Source organism: Acidovorax radicis N35, from assembly GCF_000204195.1.
GTDB lineage: Bacteria > Pseudomonadota > Gammaproteobacteria > Burkholderiales > Burkholderiaceae_C > Acidovorax > Acidovorax radicis.
Window position 1 is genome coordinate 213,049 of record NZ_AFBG01000018.1, and the last position, 16,805, is coordinate 229,853.

The window sequence follows — 16,805 nt, forward strand, 5'->3', positions numbered from 1 at the left end:
GTGACGCGACCGCTGTCGCGACCAACACCGGCAATTGTGCCCCCGGCGTTGGCGGTGTCCGCCTACATTGCGCCCACAGGGCGCCGCCTACCATCGCGCCATGCCGAAAGCCGCCCACCGCCGCCGTTCCACCATGCTCACTGTTCTTCTCACGGCCCTGGCCACGGGCGCACTGGTGTTGCTGGCGCTCAACTTCACGGCGGGCGAGAAAAAAGTGCAGCAACAACTGCCGCGCCTGTACAGCACCGCCCACCCTCAGTTCGAACGCGCCCTGGGCAGCCTGCTGGGCCCGGGCATCGTGGGTGGCAACGAGGTGACCGAGTTGCTCAATGGCGACCAGATCTTTCCGCCCATGCTGGCCGCCATCCAGGCCGCGCAAAAGAGCGTCACCTTCGAAACCTACATCTACTGGTCGGGCGACATCGGCAAGCAGTTTGCCGACGCCCTGAGCGAACGCGCCCGCGCCGGCGTGCCCGTGCACGTGCTGCTTGATTGGGTGGGCAGCGCCAAGATGGAAGAGAGCTACCTGGCCGAGATGAAAGAGGCCGGGGTACAGATCGAAAAATTCCACAAACCGCACTGGTACAACCTGGCGCGCCTGAACAACCGCACGCACCGCAAGCTGCTGGTGGTGGATGGGCAGGTGGGCTTTACCGGCGGGGTCGGCATTGCGCCCGAGTGGACGGGCCACGCGCAAGACCCGGAGCACTGGCGCGACTCGCACTACCTGGTGCGTGGCCCCGCCGTGGCGCAGATGCAGGCCACGTTTTTGGACAACTGGCTCAAGGTCACCGGCAAGGTGCTGCATGGCGAGGCGTATTTTCCGGCCATCGCTGCGGCGGGCACGCAAAAGGCGCAGATGTTCTCCAGCTCGCCATCGAGCGGCAGCGAGAGCATGCAGCTCATGTACCACCTGGCTATCACGGCGGCCGAGCGCAGCCTGGATTTGTCGGTAGCGTATTTCGTGCCCGATGAACTGACCCACAAACTGCTCATGGACGCCCTGGCGCGCGGCGTGCGCGTACGCCTGGTGACCCCTGGCGAACACACCGACACCGAAACCGTAAAGGCCGCATCCCGCGCCACCTGGGGCTCGCTGCTGCAGGCGGGCGCCGAGATTTATGAATACGGGCCCACCATGTACCACTGCAAGGTCATGATCGTGGACCAGCTGCTGGTGTCGGTGGGCTCCACCAATTTTGACAACCGGTCGTTCCGCCTGAACGATGAGGCCAACCTCAATGTGTACGATGCAATGTTTGCGCAGCGCCAGACACAGGTGTTTGAAGACGACCTCAAGCGGTCACGCCGCGTGACCTACGAGGCCTGGCGAGACCGGCCGCTGCGGGAGAAGGTGTACGAGATGTTGACGGGCTGGATGCGGTCGCAGTTGTGACGATGCTTGAATGAAATCCGCTGCTAGCGCTTGTGGTCGAGACGCCAGGTGCGATAAAAAGTGTAGTTGTCTAGTTGTGACGCGTGGCGGCTGATACGCCGACCGGGGTCGTTGCACCCCAGCGGGCATTTCCGCCTTGCGGATCAGTGCGTCACAAACTCGTACGTCACCGCTTCGCTGTCCACCATGTCGAGGATGTCGTCCAACACGTCCTCGTCTTCGGTGCTGGCCCACAGGTCTTCAGGGTCGGCCGCAAACAGCGGTTCGATGGCGATGTCCATGTACTTGCCATCGGGCAGCTTGATGACGGGCGTGCCTTCGGAGGTGTCCGCCAGCTCCCAGTCGTCGGGCACAGTCATTTCGAGTTGGATGGTGACGTTGAGTTTTTTCATGGCGAATCCTTGTTGCTGAACTGGGCAGGGTAACCCAGTTTGAAAAGAAATGGGCGTGTAGCGCTTATTGGATAAGCGCAATGCGCTATAAAAAATAGAGCGTTTCCAAGGGCGGTGCCAGAACGCATTGGCACCGGTGCTGTGCGGCCTGCATGGCACGCCGATTGCGTTGCGTGGAGGGTGGTGGCGCTGAAGCTCGCAAGCGCCTGCAAACGGCCGTGAACGCTGGCCGTGGCCCGCCACGGCGCCATGTGCGACCACATCCGTGCATGCCCCCAGGTTTTTTGCCCTGGGGCCTGCTGTAATGTTGATTGCGATTCTGGTGGCCGGCACATGGGTCTGTGCATCTGATGCGCGATCTCATGTGTTGGCAGTCCGTTCGCCAAGCCGTCCCTCATCCTCTGGAGAACCTCGAAATGATCCCCAAGAAAACCCTCGCCGTTGCCGCAGCCGCCGTGGCGGCATGCCTTGCCTTCAGCCAGGCCGCGCAAGCCGGCCCCCGGCTCGACAAGATCATGGAGGCCAAGGTCATCCGCGTGGGCACGCCCGGCGACTACCGCCCGTTTGCCATCAAGACCGACGCGGGCTACAGCGGCCACGACATCGACGTGATCGAGACCATGGCCAAGGAGCTGGGTGTGAAGATCGAATACGTGCCCACCACCTGGCCCAACCTGGTGAAGGACCTGCAGGGCGACAAGTTTGACGTGGCGGTGGGCGGCATCACCCGCAACGTCAATCGCATGCGCATCTTTGACATGCTGCCCGGCTACGCTCCCTTTGGCAAAGTGGCCCTGGTGCGCGCCTCCGACAAGGCCAAATACACCAGCGTGGACGCCATGAACCAGCCCACCGTGCGCGTCATCAAGAACCCCGGCGGCACCAACGAAACCTATGTGCTGGCCAACCTGAAAACCGCCCAGGTCAGCACGCACGACAAGAACGCCGAGATCCCCGCGCTGATCGCCGAGGGCAAGGGCGACGTGATGATCACCGAAACCTACGAAGCCCTGCACTACGCCAAGGCCGACCCGCGCCTGCACGCCGCGTTCGTCGATGCGCCGCTGACCCCGAAGAACTACCTGGGCTTCATGCTGCCCACCGACGACGCTGACTATGTGCGGGTGATGGGCTTTGTGTGGGGCCTGGTGGACAGCCGGGGCACCATCAAGCAAGCCGCTGACAAGTGGTTGAAGTAAGCGGTTGACGAGGGCGTGGCGGTGGGCGGAGGCCCGGCCAAACCACTGAAACAGAAGGCGGGCGGCGCAATGCAATACCTGTGGTGGTGCCCGCCCGCCTTGCCCTTGGGCAGCGCTCGCTGCCCGGCGTGAGACGGCTTATTCCCCCGGAATCTCCGGCTCCACCAGCAGCGCCAGCAACTGCAGTGACTCCTGCCAGCCCAGGTAGCACATCTCGGTGGGTATCACCGCTGGAATGCCCGCTTGCACGATGGACACCTCGGTTCCCACGATCACCTTTTTCAGCTGGATGGTGGTGCGCATCTCGCCCGGCAGGTTGGGGTCGTCAAACCGGTCGGTGTGCACGATGCGCTCGCCCGGCACCAGTTCCACATATTCGCCGCCAAACGCGTGCGTGCCGCCGCTGCTCAGGTTGGTGAACTGCATGCGGTAAGTGCCGCCGACGCGCGCATCCAGGCTCAGCACGCGGCCGGTAAAACCGTGCGGTGGCAACCATTTGCACATGGCGTCGGCGTCCAGAAAGGCGCGGTAGATGCGCTCGGCCGGGGCGCGCAGCACGCGGTGCAGGGTCACTGTGCCGGTGGTGGTGTGGGTGGTCATGCTGGGTCTCCTTGGGGGAAATCAGGGGTGGATGAAAGCGTGAACCGCCAAACGATATCGCTCATTCAACGTGTTCACACCCCTACGACGAACGGGCCTGCGCATTTTCGACAGCCTGCCGCTGGCACAGCGGATTTTTTTGTCTCAGGCTGAAACCGTGCGGACCCCGAAGCTCTCGCTGCCCCGTGCCCAGGCCAGCAGCCGGTCGATGTTGGGGTGTTTGCCTGGGAACGCCTGCGCATCGGCCACGTGCTCGGCATACCACTCCAGCCCCAGGGTGGCGGCCGCAGGCGTGATACGGCCGCCATACAACGCCGCCAGCGCGGCGTACACCACCAGCGAGCCCGTCTGGCCGGGCTTGTTCTCGATGGTGGCCAGCACCTGATCGCCCGCGCCCAGCAGGTGCAGTGCGGCGAGGTGGCTGGCGGTGGGGAGTTGCTTGAGGCGGTCTGCGAAATTCATGGGCAAGGACAAAGGGTGGGTGCCACGGGCGGATTCCCCGGCCCGCAGCGGATGGATGGGTCGTGTGGGCCTGCATTGTCGTGCCGCCCCGGTGCGCCGCACAAACCATGCCGTGTTCCGCGCAGCGCGCCTGCATCTTTTTGTGGAGGGTTGACCAATTCATAGCCATTTGGTTATTATTCGTCATCCATAGCCAATGAGTTATATCCTGTGAAATCCCCTGAAGACCTGACCTTCGCGGCGTTGTCGGACCCCACGCGCCGTTCCATCTTTCAGCAGCTATCCCGGGAGGGGCAGCAGACCGTGAATGTGCTGACGGGGCGTTCCCACATTTCGCAACCTGCGGTGTCCAAGCACCTGGCCGTGCTCAAACGCGCGGGGCTGGTGGAAGACCGCCGAGCGGGGCGTGAAACCTACTACCAGGTGCGGCGCGAAGGGTTGGCGCCCCTGGTGGACTGGATGAGCGTCTATGCCGGCTTCTGGAACCAGCGCCTGGATGACCTCGAGAACCTGCTGGGACGCATGGACCAATGACTGCGCAACTCCACGCCACCGAAAACACCATGCAGAACCGCCATCACCCTTCCAGCCCGGCGCCTGCCGTCGCGTTCACCTTGCAGGCGGTGCGCCATGGCTGACGCAACCCGATCCCACGCCACCGCCCACGCTGCGCCAGGCACCCGGTCCCTGGTGTTCGAGCGGCAGATACCCCACCCGCGCGAGAAGGTCTGGCGGGCGCTCACGCAGTCCTGGCTGATGGAGGAATGGCTCATGCAGAACGACTTCGTGGCCAAGGTGGGACACCGCTTCACGGTGCGCGCGCAGCCGCTGCCCGGCTGGTCGGGCGTGACCCATTGCGAGGTGACGCTGGTGGTGGAGCCCAGCCAGCTTGCCTACCGCTGGGGCAACGGCACCGAGTCGGCCAACGGGCTTATCACCCACATCACCTGGACCCTGCAGGAGCACGACGGCGGCACGCTGCTGCGCATGGAGCAGGCGGGCTTCCGGCCCAACGACGGCATCAGTTTCGAGCGCATGGGCGGCCTGTGGCCGCGCATTCTGGAGCGCCTGGAGCAGGTGGTGCACGGCCACTAAAGCCCACCCAACATCCCCATCCCCTCACCCACAGTTTCTCAACCTATGAACTCAAGCATGAACATGACCACGCCCACTCCCCAAACCACCCGCACCCCAGGTGTACGCATCGCCATCGTCTTTCACAGCGGCTACGGCCACACGGCGCGGCAGGCCCAGGCCGTGAAAGAAGGCGTGGCTCAGGTTGAGGGCACCGAGCCCCTTCTGATGACGGTGGAGGAAGCGCCTTCACGATGGAATGACCTGGCATCTGCCGACGCCATCATCTTCGGCGCGCCCACCTATGTCGCCAGCGCCTCGGCGCAGTTCAAGGCCTTCCAGGAAGCGACGTCCAACGTGGTGATGGCCAAGGGCCTGGGCTGGAAGGACAAGATCGCCGCAGGCTTCACCAACTCTGGCTCGCGCTCGGGGGACAAGCTTTCCACCCTGATGCAGATGGCCCTGTTTGCCGCGCAGCACGGCATGCACTGGGTGAACCTGGCACTGCCCCCGGGCAACTGCTCGTCCACTGGGTCGGAAGAAGACCTGAACCGCCTCGGCTTCTGGCTGGGCGCCGCGGCGCAGTCGAACACCGACCAGGGCGCCGATGTGGTGCCGCCGGAGGCAGACCTGGCCACGGCGCGGCACCTGGGGGAACGCGTGGCCCACACCACGCTGCAGTTTGTGCGGGGGCGTGTGCACTGAGGCTGGCGGTGTGTAGCCTTCTGTGCTGGCCGCGGAAGGGCACTGCCGGACGCCGCCCGCGAAGCCCAGGGCCAATGAATTTGAATGAAATTGGCCGCCAGCGCTTGATAGATAAGCGCTGGCAGCTATCAAAAGTAGAGTGCACCCGATTCGAAGAAGAAGGAAGTTCGTCCACTGGAGCGCGAAAACATCGGGCTCAGGCCTGCCACACCCCAAACCCCGCCGACCGCAGGTCGATGCCAATCTCGATCTCCCGGTCCACGGCGTCCTCGTAGCTCATCGGGTTGAAGCCTTCATACAGGTCGGGCAGCAGGCGCAGGCCGTATTGCGTCACGAACCGGTTGGCCTGAATGCCCGCCTTGTGCTTGTCAAACCGCACGTCCGGGTCCAGGCCCGTCATGCCCACGTACACGCAGGGCTTGCCCTCGATGTAGCCCGGGTTGCACCGGCGAAAGCGCGGCTCCAGCAGCACGTCTTTGGAGAGTTCGACCACGTAGACGTGGTGATGTAGCTTGCGGCGGCGCATGGGCGAGTCAGGTAGACGTTGATGGGGGAACTGCGGCGGATCGTTCTGCGCGCTGCTGTTAGCTACTTATTCGTCATCGTCCGCATGCCCGTCGTCGCGCAGGCGGCGGTCGAGTTTGCCGCGCAGCGACTCGGTGTCTTGCAGAAACTGCTCCACCGGCACAGCAGGGGCCACGCGCAGGCTGGGCGGGAACAGGCTGCTCATGTACAGCGCGTCCGACAGGCGCATGCGGTTGAGCCACTGCGCACCCAGCCAGGCCGGCACGCCCAACGCCACCACGGCCACCACCGTCCAGGCCAGGCCCACACGGCGGCGCGGCAGCACGGCGGCCAAGTGGGCATACAGCCCCCCGGCCAGCACCAGAACCATCAGCAGGTAGGCCAGGTGCGCCAGCGTCTCCCAAGAGAAGGTGAAAGCGGCAAAGTGGCTCACCAGCTGCACCGCATCGGCCACCAAGTACATCGTGCAGGCAATGCGCACATGGCGCCAGAACTGCAAGTGCCCGGCAAACACCTTGTTGGCCACCGCCCACGTGCCCGACCAGACGCCCAGGAACAACAGCAGGCTTAGCAGCACGCCGGGTAGCGACTTGAGGTACTTGGACGCGTCGCGTGCCTCCAGCCATGACGACCCCAGCGCCACAGCCATCACCAGGGCCACCAGAGCGGCCGTGGAGGCCACCGTGCGCCATGGAAACTGCGGCAGGGCCTGTTCGTCGGCAATGGGCGTGTCGGCCAGGCGCAGCGCAATGTGGGTGCGGCCCAGGTCGATCGGTGTGCCGTCCGGCCAGTCGAAGCGTTCGCCTTTGCCATGGTGCTTGCGCTGCAGGCGCGCGCCGTTGCGGGTCTCCAGCACCTCCACCTGCACTATGCGGGGGCCGTCTGCCGCGCGGTCGATGCGCAGGTGGGTGGGCGCCACAAACGGGTCGTCCAGCACCAGGTCGCAGTCGAGCCCCCGGCCCACCGTCACGGGCCAGCGCGTGATGGGTGCGCGTGCCAGCAGCGCGCCATGGCGGTCAAAGGCTTCTATCACTCCGAGGGTCGGCATCATGGTGCGGCCTCCCAGCGAAACGCCTGCAGGTAGTGGTTGGCCAGCTTCATGCCGTTGTCGAAAGCGATGCCTTGCACGTCCAGGCGGCCCAGCACGCCTTGTGTGGGCTGGTTGACCGAAGCGGCCAGGATGGTCATGTTGTACAGGCCGGGCAGCTTGCGGTAGGCCGACAGGCAGACCACCGCACGCAGTGGCAGGCTGCCGGGGTCTACGTAGCGTTCACTGCACTCGGCCGCCGTCTGGTGGCGGTTGCCGCGTTTTGGCAACTGCTCGTTGGCAAAGCTTTGCGAAAACACCCGGGCAAACCGCACGGCGCCCAGCGTGGGGGCGTTGTAGGCCTCGTAGGCCAGGCGAACCGCGCCGGTGTTGAAGTCACCGGCCACCACATCGCTGTCGGCCTGGCACTGCGTGCGCTCCAGGTTCAGGCCCGGAAAGCCCGGGTCGCGCCCCGAGCCCCAGCACCTTGCGAGCGCATCGTCGGGCACCGGCACGCGGTAGTTGCCGTGGCGCTGCTCCCGAAACGGCGCCTTCAAAAACCGATGCGTCAGCAGTTGCTGGTGCCCCATCAACTGCTTGGTCATCTCGCCATACGCGGGCTGGGTGATGGGCTCCGCATTGGCAGCGCGCTGCACCAGCGCCTGGGCGAACTCGGCAGGGATCAAAAAGCTCACCTGTTCACCATCCAGCCGCTTGGCCACGTTGACACCCAGCACCCGTCCCGCATCGTCCACCGCAGGGCCACCGCTCATGCCGGGGTTGAGCGTGCCGCCAAAGAAAATGCGCGGGTAAAAGCTGCGCTTCACCAGCCCGTTGTAGGTGCCCTCGGTCACGGCAAAACCAATGTCCAGCGGGTTGCCCAGCGAGTAGATGCGCTCGCCCTGTGCCAGGGCTTCGGGGGCAGGCCGAAAGCTCAGCACGGGTGCGGCTGCAGTGCGGCCCTTGGCGCGCAGCACGGCCAGGTCGCGCTGCACGTCAAACGCCAGCAGCTCGACCTCGCCCTCCAGCCCCTCCATCGTCACGTACACGCCCCGGTAACGCTCGGGCTCTAGCGCCAACTGGCTGGCCACATGAAAGTTGGTGACGATCAGGCCATCGGCAGAGACAAAAAAACCGGAGCCAATCGACGCCTGGGTGTCTGCATTGCGCAGTAGCGTGCGGATCTGCACCAGCTTGTCGCGCGACAGCTCGTAAATGCGCCGCGCATCGCGCGACAGCAGGGCCGCGTCGGCCGCTGTGGGCGCGGCGGCTGCGGCGCGCCCCGGTGTGGGTGCTGTTTCATCCACAAGGGCACTGCCCGCTGGGCGGGTGACCGGGGTGTTGGCAGCAGCGGGTTGTGAGGTGGACTGCGCGTGGGCCAGTGCGCAGAGCAGTAAAAGCAGCGACGAGGTCGCCAGCCGCAAGGGCCGAATCAAAGGGAAGGGCATCGCGGTATTCTATGAACGCCCTGCGACAAGCCTTTTGACGTTGTCCGTACAGTCGGCTCCGTCTGCCATTGGTCCTACCATTCACCAGCCACTCCGTCCCACGCACCCATGCAACCCACCCACACCTATCCCATCGGCACGCCCGGCCAACCCTGGGGCGCTGCAGAACGCGACCAGTGGCGTGCACGCCAAGTGCGCCAGCGCAGCTACGCCGACGACGTGCTCACGGCCATCGAGGCGCTGCGGGGCCGGTTTGACGTGGAGATGTATGGCGACGTGATTTATGCCGACGCACAGCACCCGGCAGAGCGCTTTCCCCTGCGGGCCCTGCGCAGTCGCGATTGGCAGCACGGCCTGCCCACCGTGCTGGTGACCGGGGGAGTGCACGGCTACGAGACGAGTGGCGTGCACGGCGCACTGCGGTTTGTGGACACGCAGGCCGAGCGCTTTGCCGGCCGCGCCAACCTGCTGGTGGTGCCGTGTGTGAGCCCCTGGGCGTACGAGCGGTTTCAGCGCTGGAACTTTGATGCCATCGACCCCAACCGGTCGTTCCGCGACGGCTCGCCCGCGCAGGAGTCCGCCGCCCTCATGCGCCTGCTGGCGCCGCTGCACGGCCAATTTTCCGCCCACATCGACCTGCACGAAACCACCAACACCGACGAATCCGAATACCGCCCTGCCGTCGCCGCGCGCGACGGCAAGGTGTTCGAGCCCTGCAGCATCCCCGACGGCTTCTACCTGGTGGACGACACCGACAACCCCCAGCCCGCCTTTCAGCGGGCCATCATCGAGGCCGTCAGCCGGGTGACGCACATCGCGCCTGCGGATGAGAAGAACGAGATCATTGGCTCGCCCGTCGTGGCGCCGGGTGTCATCCGATACGCGATGAAGCAGATGGGCCTGTGCGCGGGCATCAGCGGCGCCCGCTACACCACCACGACCGAGGTCTACCCGGACAGCCCCCGCGCCACGCCCGAGCAGTGCATTGAGGCGCAGGTGGCAGCGGTGTGTGCGGCGGTGGAGTTTTTGCTGGCCGACGCGCAGCGCTGAGGGTTGCGGCCCTGCGCGGCAGGGCTCGCAATTTTTAGCGCTCTCTTAGTGCTTGTTACCCAGCGCTTCCCAAAGCACCCAGCAACCGGGCGCTGACCTCGGCCTCATCCAGCGCCGCGAACGCCATGTTGTGCTGTTCCGTCAGCGGCCCATGGCCCGGCTCCATGCGGCCTGCGGCGTCGTAGCCCATGGCCTTGAACTTCCACACCCCGCCGACCAGCTTGAGCGAGCCCACATGCGCGCCATCGGCAGTGTGTACGGACACCACGCCAGCATTGACGGGCGCCAGCTGCAACGGCCCTGCCACCGGGCCAGGCGGCACATGGGCGAAGGTGGGGGTGAATGTGGGTGGCAGGGGTGGGGTAGGGAGCATGGCGGTGTTTGTATCGCAAATGGCTTAGCGCTTGCTGCGCGGTAGCTCGCCCCGTGTACGGCGTGTAGCGTGTTGTGGATGCTTTACCGGCCGATACCAAGCTCAGCGCTGCACCCCATGGGAGACCATGGGCGGTTAGCATGGATCATGCAATTGGCCTCTAGCGCGTATCGCGCGTATCTGTCTCTTGCGGCCAGGTGTAGGCGGTGGCTACAGGCTGATGCCGGGCCGCAGGCTGGGCCGCTCTCAATCCTTGAGGCTCACCCCAGGGTGCCCAGCCTTTTTGCATACGAGTCCCTGCGTTTTACGGCATTTGCAGCCGTTTCCGTAGCGGCTTGGGCTGCCTTGGGACCCTTGTTCGCAGCAGCTTTGATCAATCCGAGCTTGTGAGCGGCATCTGCCTGCGCCCGCTTGAAAATGGCGATGAGTTCAGCATGGGCAACGGATGAATTCACAGGGACTCCTATATCTATCAGCGTCACCACCCTTAGAGTGTGACGTTGGTGCGAAGCAAGGCTGTTCTCAATTCGCGAGTAGCGGGTTTTGCAATATCAACCTTTTGAACAGCCAGATCGAACGGTGAGCCCGGCCTGATGCTGGTTGGCAATATCTTTTTTGCTGGATTCTTGGCAGGGTACGTGCCCTGACCTGGACACATGCGAACAGAAAACCCGAATTCTTCGAGCGCACCTTTCGCATACAACTCTGCCAATTGTTGAAACGTCACGAAGGTTGAACGTTTAACGTCTTTGAATCCTGGCTGGCTGACGTCACGAACGATCTCGAATTTACCAAGTGAGTCTCGTTGTGTATCGGTGAACGGATGTAGTAAGAAAGTCTGACGAACTCCGTTTTTTTTGGACACCAGGGTGTGCTCGACGGCGATATCGGTTAGCAGCATATTGTTTTCCTCGCATTTCAAGCTGCAGCTTACAAAGCAGCAGCATTCGCCATTCCACCCATAGTCGCATACCGTGTTTTCAAACCAAGCCACTGGGGGTCTGGTGCCCCTTGAGATGCGAAGTGCTGACACGGGCAAACCTCACCCGGAGGGCGGGGGCTTTCACTGGGCGACAGCAAATGACAGATCCATATTGCACTGTGACCGACCGCTTGAATCCGCTGTCGAAAGCTGTCATCAGTCCAAAAGAAAACGGCCAGCAAATATAGAAATCTGCTGGCCTTCTTTTCAATCAGGAGGTAATCACTTCCCCCACGAATCCTTCAACCCCACCGCCAAGTTAAACACTGGTTTCTCTGCCCGGTGATCCACCCGGTCCGCCACAAAGTACCCGTGCCGCTCAAACTGAAACTTATCGTCCCGCTTCGCATTGGCCAGTGACGGCTCCACGATGGCAGTCACCACCTTCAGGCTGTTCGGGTTCAGGCTTTCAATGAAGTCCTTGCCACCCGCATCGGGCTGGGCTTCCAGGAACAGGCGGTCGTACATGCGCACTTCGGCGTTCACGCCGTCGGCCACGCCGACCCAGGTGATGGCGGCTTTCACCTTCACGCTGTCGGCGCCGGGGGTGCCGCTCTTGGTGTCGGGCACCACGGTGGCCAGCACTGCGGTGATGGTGCCGTTGGCATCCTTGGTGCAGCCGGTGCATTCGATGACGTAGCCGCCCTTCAGGCGCACCTTGTTGCCGGGGAACAAACGCTTGTAGCCCTTGGGGGGCACTTCTTCAAAGTCTTCGCGCTCGATCCACACCTCTTTGCCAATGGTGAAGTGGCGGGTGGGCGATTCGACGCCTTCCGGTGGGTGGGGCAGGGCGGGCAGGGTGCAGGGCTCCAGGTGGCCGGCACCCATGACGTCGTCCCAGTTGGTGAGCACCAGCTTGACGGGGTTGAGCACGGCCATGCCACGGTAGGCCTTGAGCTCCAGATCTTCGCGCAGGCAGCCTTCCAGTGTGCTGTAGTCGATCCAGCTGTCGCTCTTGGTCACGCCGATGCGGTCGGCAAACACCTGCAGCGATTCGGGCGTGTAGCCGCGGCGGCGCAGGCCGACGATGGTTGGCATGCGGGGGTCGTCCCAGCCGCTCACTTTATGGTCATACACCAGCTGGGCCAGCTTGCGTTTGCTGGTGATGACGTAGGTGAGGTTCAGGCGTGCAAATTCGTACTGGCGGGGGGGCGGGCTGGCCAGCAGGCCACCTTCGGTCAAGCGCTCCAGCAGCCAGTCGTAGAAGGGGCGCTGGTCTTCAAATTCGAGCGTGCACAGGCTGTGGGTGATCTGCTCCAGCGCGTCTTCGATGGGGTGCGCGTAGGTGTACATCGGGTAGATGCACCAGGTATCGCCCGTGTTGTGGTGTGTTGCGCGGCGGATGCGGTAGATGGCCGGGTCGCGCATGTTGATGTTGGGGCTGGCCATGTCGATCTTGGCGCGCAGCACCATCGATCCGTCTTCGTGCTGGCCGTCGCGCATTTCACGAAAGCGGGCCAGGTTTTCGGCCGGAGTGCGGGTGCGGAAGGGGCTGTCCACGCCAGGCTTGCCAAAGTCGCCCCGGTTGGCGCGCATTTGTTCTACGGTTTGTTCGTCCACATAGGCGTGGCCGGCTTCGATCAGCGCTTCGGCGGCGCGGTACATGAAGCCGAAGTAGTCGCTGGCCTGGTAGGGGGCTGCATCGGGGCTGCCGTTCCAGTCATAACCCAGCCATTTCACCGCGTCGATGATGCTGTTGACGTATTCGGTGTCTTCTTTTTCGGGGTTGGTGTCGTCAAAGCGCAGGTGGCACACGCCGCCGTAGTCGCGCGCCAGGCCGAAGTTGATGCAGATGCTCTTGGCATGGCCGATGTGCAGGTAGCCATTGGGCTCGGGCGGGAAACGGGTGCGGATCTTGGCAGGGTCAGGCTCGCCCTGGGCATGGTGGGCGGCGTCGCCGGGGGCGCCGGCCCAGCGGCGGGTGGTGTAGGTGCCTTTTTCCAGGTCACTTTCGATGATCTGGCGCAGAAAATTGCTGGGCTTGGCAGCTTCTGGGGCTGCCGAAGGGGCAGCGCCGGGGGTGTTGGCGGCTGTGTTGGCGGGGTTTTGGGTGCTCATTGGGCCATTTTAGGCGCCGGTTTCGTGATGGTTTACGCATAGAAACGGGCGCGTATACGTCCAGACACAACGTAAAGACGATTTTGTGCCATCCTTTTGCCTACTTGGTGCGTTATGTACCGGTGAGGTGAGTCCATTTGGCTGGCTGCCCTCGCTCAAACAGGAGATTTCCATGACGAAAACCCGTTCTATCTATGCCTTGGCTGCTTCGGCTGGTGTGGCGCTGGCATTGCTGGCCGGCACGGGCGCAGCCCAAGCCCGCGACGTAAATTGGTCGGTGGGCATTGGCGTGCCTGGTGTGGTGGTGGGGGCCAGCAATGGCTACTACGCACCCGCCCCCACCTATTACGCGCCTCCACCACCCGTGTACTACGCACCACCCCGGCCTGTGTATTACGCGCCCGCCCCAGCGTACTACGCCCCCCCTCCGGTGGTTTATTACGGTGATCGCGGCTACCGCCACCATCGCCATCATGACCACGGCCATCGCGGCCATGGCCACAACGGCCATTGGGACCGCTGATCGGCGGCTGGCCCGCGGGCCAGTCTGTTGATCATTTGTAACCAACCTCTTGGGCGCCAGTCGCTCACAGGCAGCGTCTTTGCACAGGCTGCCTTTTACAGCGGCCCTTCGGGGCCGTTTTTCTTTGGGTGCGCGCTTTTCGGGTTGCGCACGGGGCGCCGCATAATCCCGCACTCTGGCCTGCCAGCGTGGCAGGCGCAACGCCCTCGGAGTGCTGCATGTCTGTGAAGAAGAAAACCGTTTTTGTCTTGAATGGCCCCAACCTGAACCTGCTGGGCACCCGCGAGCCCGCCGTGTATGGGGCAGCGACGTTGGCCGATGTTGAAAAGCTGTGCGCAGACGCCTGCGAGCGCCATGGTTTTGCGCTGCGCTTTCACCAAAGCAACCACGAAGGCGCACTGGTGGACTGGATTCACGAGGCCGGCCGCCTGCACGCGGCGGGGGAGCTGGCAGGCGTAGTGATCAATGCTGGGGCCTACACCCACACCAGCATTGCATTGCACGATGCCACCAAGGGCACGGGCATCACGCTGATTGAGTTGCATATCAGCAACGTGCATGCGCGCGAGGCGTTCCGCCACCATTCCTACATGGCGGCAGCCGCCAAGGCGGTGATGTGCGGCTTTGGCGTGCTGGGCTACGGCTTGGCGATTGACGGCCTGGCGCAATTGCTGGCCCAGCAGCCTGCGGCCTGACGCCGCGCAGGCAAGGGGACAAATAGATCAATAGATATATGGCCTCCCCATTGCCCCTGCAGGTGTCTGAGGACGAGGTAGAAATCACCGCCATGCGCGCCCAGGGTGCGGGCGGGCAGAACGTCAACAAGGTATCTAGCGCGGTGCACCTGCGTTTTGACGTGGCCGCATCGTCGCTGCCCGAGGACGTGAAGGAGCGCCTGCTGGCCCTGCGCGACACCCGCATCACGCAAGAGGGAGTGGTGGTCATCAAGGCCCAGCAGTACCGCAGCCAGGACCAGAACCGCACCGATGCGCTGGAGCGCCTGAATGCGCTGGTCAACACCGTCGCCGTGCCGCCCCGCGTGCGGCGTGCCACCAAGCCCACCTATGGCTCCAAGCAACGGCGGCTTGCGGGCAAGACCCAGCGCAGCGAGACCAAGGCGCTGCGGGGCCGGGTGCGCGACAGGTCTTGAACGGGGGAGGCGGTGCAGCGGGCATCTGCACGGCCCTCGTCAAGGGTGCATTGGCATCACCCGTAGAACAATCTGTCCGGCTCGCAGGGCTTGGTATCGGAGGGCATCGGTCCTACATTCATTGCATTCACGGATGGAATTGCCATGTCTGCCTCTGCCCAAGCCCCTACCTCTGCCCCTGCTGTTGTTCCCGCGCTGTTTGTTTCGCACGGCGCGCCGCTGTTCGCCATCGATGCCGGCACCACCGGCCCGGCGCTCACGCAGTGGGGTGAAGGCCTGCGCGCGCAATACCCCGGTCTACGCGGCGTGGTCATCATGTCGCCGCACTGGATGGCGCGCTCTCCACAGGTCATGATGGGGCCGCAGCCTGCCACCTGGCACGACTTTGGTGGCTTTCCCCCGGCGCTGTACCAGTTGCAATACCCAGCCCCTGGCTCGCCCACATTGGCGCAAGAGGTGCTGGGCCTGCTGCAGGCCGCGGGTGTGGCCGCACAGGGCGATGCCGCGCGCCCCTTTGACCATGGCGCCTGGGTGCCGCTGATGCATTTGTTCCCACAGGCCGATGTGCCCGTGGTGCAGGTGGCGCTGCCCGTGGGGGCAGGCCCGGCGGAGGTCTACGCGCTGGGCGCCGCCTTGCGCAGCCTGCGCAGCCAGGGCGTGCTGGTGGTGGGCTCGGGCAGCATGACGCACAACCTGGCCGAGTTTTTTGGCGGCGAGCGCGAGCCCGCACCCTATGTGCTGGAGTTCAGCCGCTGGATTGAGGATGCGCTGGCGCGTGGCGACATGGCCGCGTTGCTCAACTACCGCAGCCAGGCGCCGCATGCCAGCCGCGCGCACCCGACCGAAGACCATTTCTTGCCCATTTTCTTCGCGCTGGGCGCGGCGGGCGACGACCTGTACGCAAACTACTTGAGCCGCGAGGTGATGTACAGCATGCTGTCGATGGATGCTTTTGCCCTGGAGCCCGTCGCAGGACGGGTGGGTTAAGTAAAATTTCTAGCTAAAACTGCCGCTGGCGCTTGTCTATGCTCAATCTACCGCTCACATTTTTGCAGCGCCCCGCTGCTTCCACCACCCCCCGCCCCTGGCTGCTGGTGCTGATGCACGGCGTGGGCAGCAACGAGCAGGACCTGTTCAGCCTGGCGCCGCAGATCCCCGAGCGTTTTCATGTGCTGAGCCTGCGCGCGCCGTTTCGCATGGGGCCAGGCGCGCATGCGTGGTTTGACTTCTCCATCGAGCCGGGAGGCGAACGCACCATCAATGAAGAGCAGGAAGCGCAAAGCCGCGCCCTGGTGGCCCAGGCGGTCGAATCTGCCACCGAGCAGCTGGGCATTCCGCCCGAGCGCGTGGTGGTGGGCGGCTTCAGCCAGGGCGGCATCATGGCGTTGTCGCTCCTGCTGACCCGGCCCGCACTGATGCAGGCCGCGCTGGTGTGGCACAGCCGCCTGCTGCAGCAGGTGGTGCCGCTCACCGCGCCTGCGGACGCGCTGCGCGGCAAGCAGCTGTGGCTGAGCCACGGCACGCACGACAACGTGATCCCGCTGGCGCACGCGCAGGCCATTGCGCACCACATGGCGCCGCTGCCGGTCACGGTGGCATACCACGAGTTCCCCAGCGCGCACGAGATCCGGCCGTCTGAACTGGCGGCCACGGTGGCGTGGCTGGAGTCGCTGTCGACGACGCCCACGGCGTTTTAAGCGTGGGTTTCGGCGCGCGGTCTACATCGCGTTACCTGGGCGGTATCACGCAGGTTTCCAATCCAGCACATCCCCAAGCGGGATTGCATGGAACGCCTGGCACCGCAGCCGCTCGGACAAGGGTTGTTCTTGCTGAAAGGAGAC

The 16,805-nt window shown here is 64.2% G+C and carries 21 protein-coding genes; 11 read left to right on the forward strand and 10 right to left on the reverse strand.

What is annotated here, in order from left to right:
* The first annotated feature begins 133 nt into the window (after positions 1–133).
* Positions 134–1,396: a phospholipase D-like domain-containing protein gene (locus ARADN35_RS0106570; protein ID WP_029413554.1), complete on the forward strand. Its 1,263-nt coding sequence runs from the start codon at positions 134–136 to the stop codon at positions 1,394–1,396.
* 143 nt (positions 1,397–1,539) lie between these two features.
* Here ARADN35_RS0106570 and ARADN35_RS0106575 read toward each other — a convergent pair whose 3' ends face one another.
* Entirely contained in the window at positions 1,540–1,788 is a 249-nt protein-coding gene (locus tag ARADN35_RS0106575) for a hypothetical protein (protein WP_010460340.1), read from the reverse strand.
* A 416-nt stretch (positions 1,789–2,204) separates the two neighbouring features.
* Here ARADN35_RS0106575 and ARADN35_RS0106580 point away from each other — a divergent pair, with 416 nt between their 5' ends.
* The gene (locus ARADN35_RS0106580) at positions 2,205–2,987 is read left to right on the forward strand and encodes a transporter substrate-binding domain-containing protein (RefSeq protein ID WP_010460342.1); all 783 of its coding nucleotides are present in this window, start codon (positions 2,205–2,207) and stop codon (positions 2,985–2,987) included.
* 138 nt (positions 2,988–3,125) lie between these two features.
* Here ARADN35_RS0106580 and ARADN35_RS0106585 read toward each other — a convergent pair whose 3' ends face one another.
* On the reverse strand, positions 3,126–3,587 hold the full coding sequence (locus tag ARADN35_RS0106585) for an SRPBCC family protein (protein ID WP_010460346.1): 462 nt from the start codon (positions 3,585–3,587) through the stop codon (positions 3,126–3,128).
* Between the two features lie 144 nt (positions 3,588–3,731).
* Entirely contained in the window at positions 3,732–4,049 is a 318-nt protein-coding gene (locus tag ARADN35_RS0106590) for a DUF2322 family protein (RefSeq protein WP_010460347.1), read from the reverse strand.
* A 210-nt stretch (positions 4,050–4,259) separates the two neighbouring features.
* On the opposite strand from ARADN35_RS0106590, the gene ARADN35_RS0106595 reads away from it, so the two are divergent.
* The 3 genes from ARADN35_RS0106595 to ARADN35_RS0106610 all read left to right on the forward strand — a co-directional run bounded on the left by ARADN35_RS0106595 (position 4,260) and on the right by ARADN35_RS0106610 (position 5,828).
* The gene (locus tag ARADN35_RS0106595) at positions 4,260–4,583 is read left to right on the forward strand and encodes an ArsR/SmtB family transcription factor (protein WP_010460349.1); all 324 of its coding nucleotides are present in this window, start codon (positions 4,260–4,262) and stop codon (positions 4,581–4,583) included.
* Between the two features lie 96 nt (positions 4,584–4,679).
* A complete protein-coding gene (locus tag ARADN35_RS0106605; protein WP_010460354.1) occupies positions 4,680–5,144 on the forward strand; it encodes an SRPBCC family protein in 465 nt (154 codons plus the stop codon).
* A gap of 57 nt (positions 5,145–5,201) precedes the next feature.
* Positions 5,202–5,828, forward strand: coding sequence for a flavodoxin family protein (locus ARADN35_RS0106610; protein WP_010460355.1), 627 nt, complete (start codon positions 5,202–5,204; stop codon positions 5,826–5,828).
* A gap of 196 nt (positions 5,829–6,024) precedes the next feature.
* On the opposite strand, the gene ARADN35_RS0106615 is transcribed toward ARADN35_RS0106610, so the two are convergent.
* From ARADN35_RS0106615 to ARADN35_RS0106625, 3 genes are all read right to left on the reverse strand, one after another.
* On the reverse strand, positions 6,025–6,354 hold the full coding sequence (locus ARADN35_RS0106615; RefSeq protein WP_010460358.1) for a hypothetical protein: 330 nt from the start codon (positions 6,352–6,354) through the stop codon (positions 6,025–6,027).
* A 66-nt stretch (positions 6,355–6,420) separates the two neighbouring features.
* The gene (locus tag ARADN35_RS0106620; protein ID WP_010460360.1) at positions 6,421–7,404 is read right to left on the reverse strand and encodes an FHA domain-containing protein; all 984 of its coding nucleotides are present in this window, start codon (positions 7,402–7,404) and stop codon (positions 6,421–6,423) included.
* Positions 7,401–8,828: a S1 family peptidase gene (locus ARADN35_RS0106625; protein ID WP_010460362.1), complete on the reverse strand. Its 1,428-nt coding sequence runs from the start codon at positions 8,826–8,828 to the stop codon at positions 7,401–7,403. The genes ARADN35_RS0106620 and ARADN35_RS0106625 overlap by 4 nt, the downstream gene beginning before the upstream one ends.
* A 108-nt stretch (positions 8,829–8,936) precedes the next feature.
* On the opposite strand from ARADN35_RS0106625, the gene ARADN35_RS0106630 reads away from it, so the two are divergent.
* The gene (locus tag ARADN35_RS0106630) at positions 8,937–9,878 is read left to right on the forward strand and encodes a M14 family metallopeptidase (protein WP_010460364.1); all 942 of its coding nucleotides are present in this window, start codon (positions 8,937–8,939) and stop codon (positions 9,876–9,878) included.
* 55 nt (positions 9,879–9,933) lie between these two features.
* On the opposite strand, the gene ARADN35_RS0106635 is transcribed toward ARADN35_RS0106630, so the two are convergent.
* The 4 genes from ARADN35_RS0106635 to ARADN35_RS0106640 all read right to left on the reverse strand — a co-directional run bounded on the left by ARADN35_RS0106635 (position 9,934) and on the right by ARADN35_RS0106640 (position 13,291).
* Entirely contained in the window at positions 9,934–10,251 is a 318-nt protein-coding gene (locus ARADN35_RS0106635; RefSeq protein ID WP_010460366.1) for a hypothetical protein, read from the reverse strand.
* Between the two features lie 260 nt (positions 10,252–10,511).
* Positions 10,512–10,706, reverse strand: a complete 195-nt coding sequence (locus tag ARADN35_RS27240) for a hypothetical protein (RefSeq protein ID WP_081474595.1) — start codon at positions 10,704–10,706, stop codon at positions 10,512–10,514.
* Positions 10,707–10,738: 32 nt separating this feature from the next.
* Complete coding sequence (locus ARADN35_RS27245; protein WP_081474575.1) at positions 10,739–11,152, reverse strand: hypothetical protein; 414 nt, start codon at positions 11,150–11,152, stop codon at positions 10,739–10,741.
* Between the two features lie 303 nt (positions 11,153–11,455).
* Positions 11,456–13,291: a glutamine--tRNA ligase/YqeY domain fusion protein gene (locus tag ARADN35_RS0106640; RefSeq protein ID WP_010460368.1), complete on the reverse strand. Its 1,836-nt coding sequence runs from the start codon at positions 13,289–13,291 to the stop codon at positions 11,456–11,458.
* 172 nt (positions 13,292–13,463) lie between these two features.
* Between ARADN35_RS0106640 and ARADN35_RS0106645 the strand changes: the two genes are divergently transcribed.
* The 5 genes from ARADN35_RS0106645 (at position 13,464) to ARADN35_RS0106665 (ending at position 16,661) form a co-directional block, all read left to right on the forward strand.
* The gene (locus tag ARADN35_RS0106645; RefSeq protein ID WP_010460370.1) at positions 13,464–13,814 is read left to right on the forward strand and encodes a hypothetical protein; all 351 of its coding nucleotides are present in this window, start codon (positions 13,464–13,466) and stop codon (positions 13,812–13,814) included.
* Positions 13,815–14,032: 218 nt separating this feature from the next.
* Complete coding sequence (gene aroQ / locus ARADN35_RS0106650) at positions 14,033–14,509, forward strand: type II 3-dehydroquinate dehydratase (protein WP_010460374.1); 477 nt, start codon at positions 14,033–14,035, stop codon at positions 14,507–14,509.
* Between the two features lie 38 nt (positions 14,510–14,547).
* Complete coding sequence (gene arfB / locus ARADN35_RS0106655; protein ID WP_029413566.1) at positions 14,548–14,964, forward strand: alternative ribosome rescue aminoacyl-tRNA hydrolase ArfB; 417 nt, start codon at positions 14,548–14,550, stop codon at positions 14,962–14,964.
* Between the two features lie 144 nt (positions 14,965–15,108).
* Positions 15,109–15,951 carry a DODA-type extradiol aromatic ring-opening family dioxygenase gene (locus ARADN35_RS0106660; RefSeq protein WP_010460378.1) on the forward strand — a complete coding sequence of 281 codons (843 nt, stop codon included), beginning with the start codon at positions 15,109–15,111 and terminating at the stop codon, positions 15,949–15,951.
* Positions 15,952–15,989: 38 nt separating this feature from the next.
* Complete coding sequence (locus ARADN35_RS0106665; protein ID WP_010460380.1) at positions 15,990–16,661, forward strand: alpha/beta hydrolase; 672 nt, start codon at positions 15,990–15,992, stop codon at positions 16,659–16,661.
* Positions 16,662–16,805: the final 144 nt, after the last annotated feature.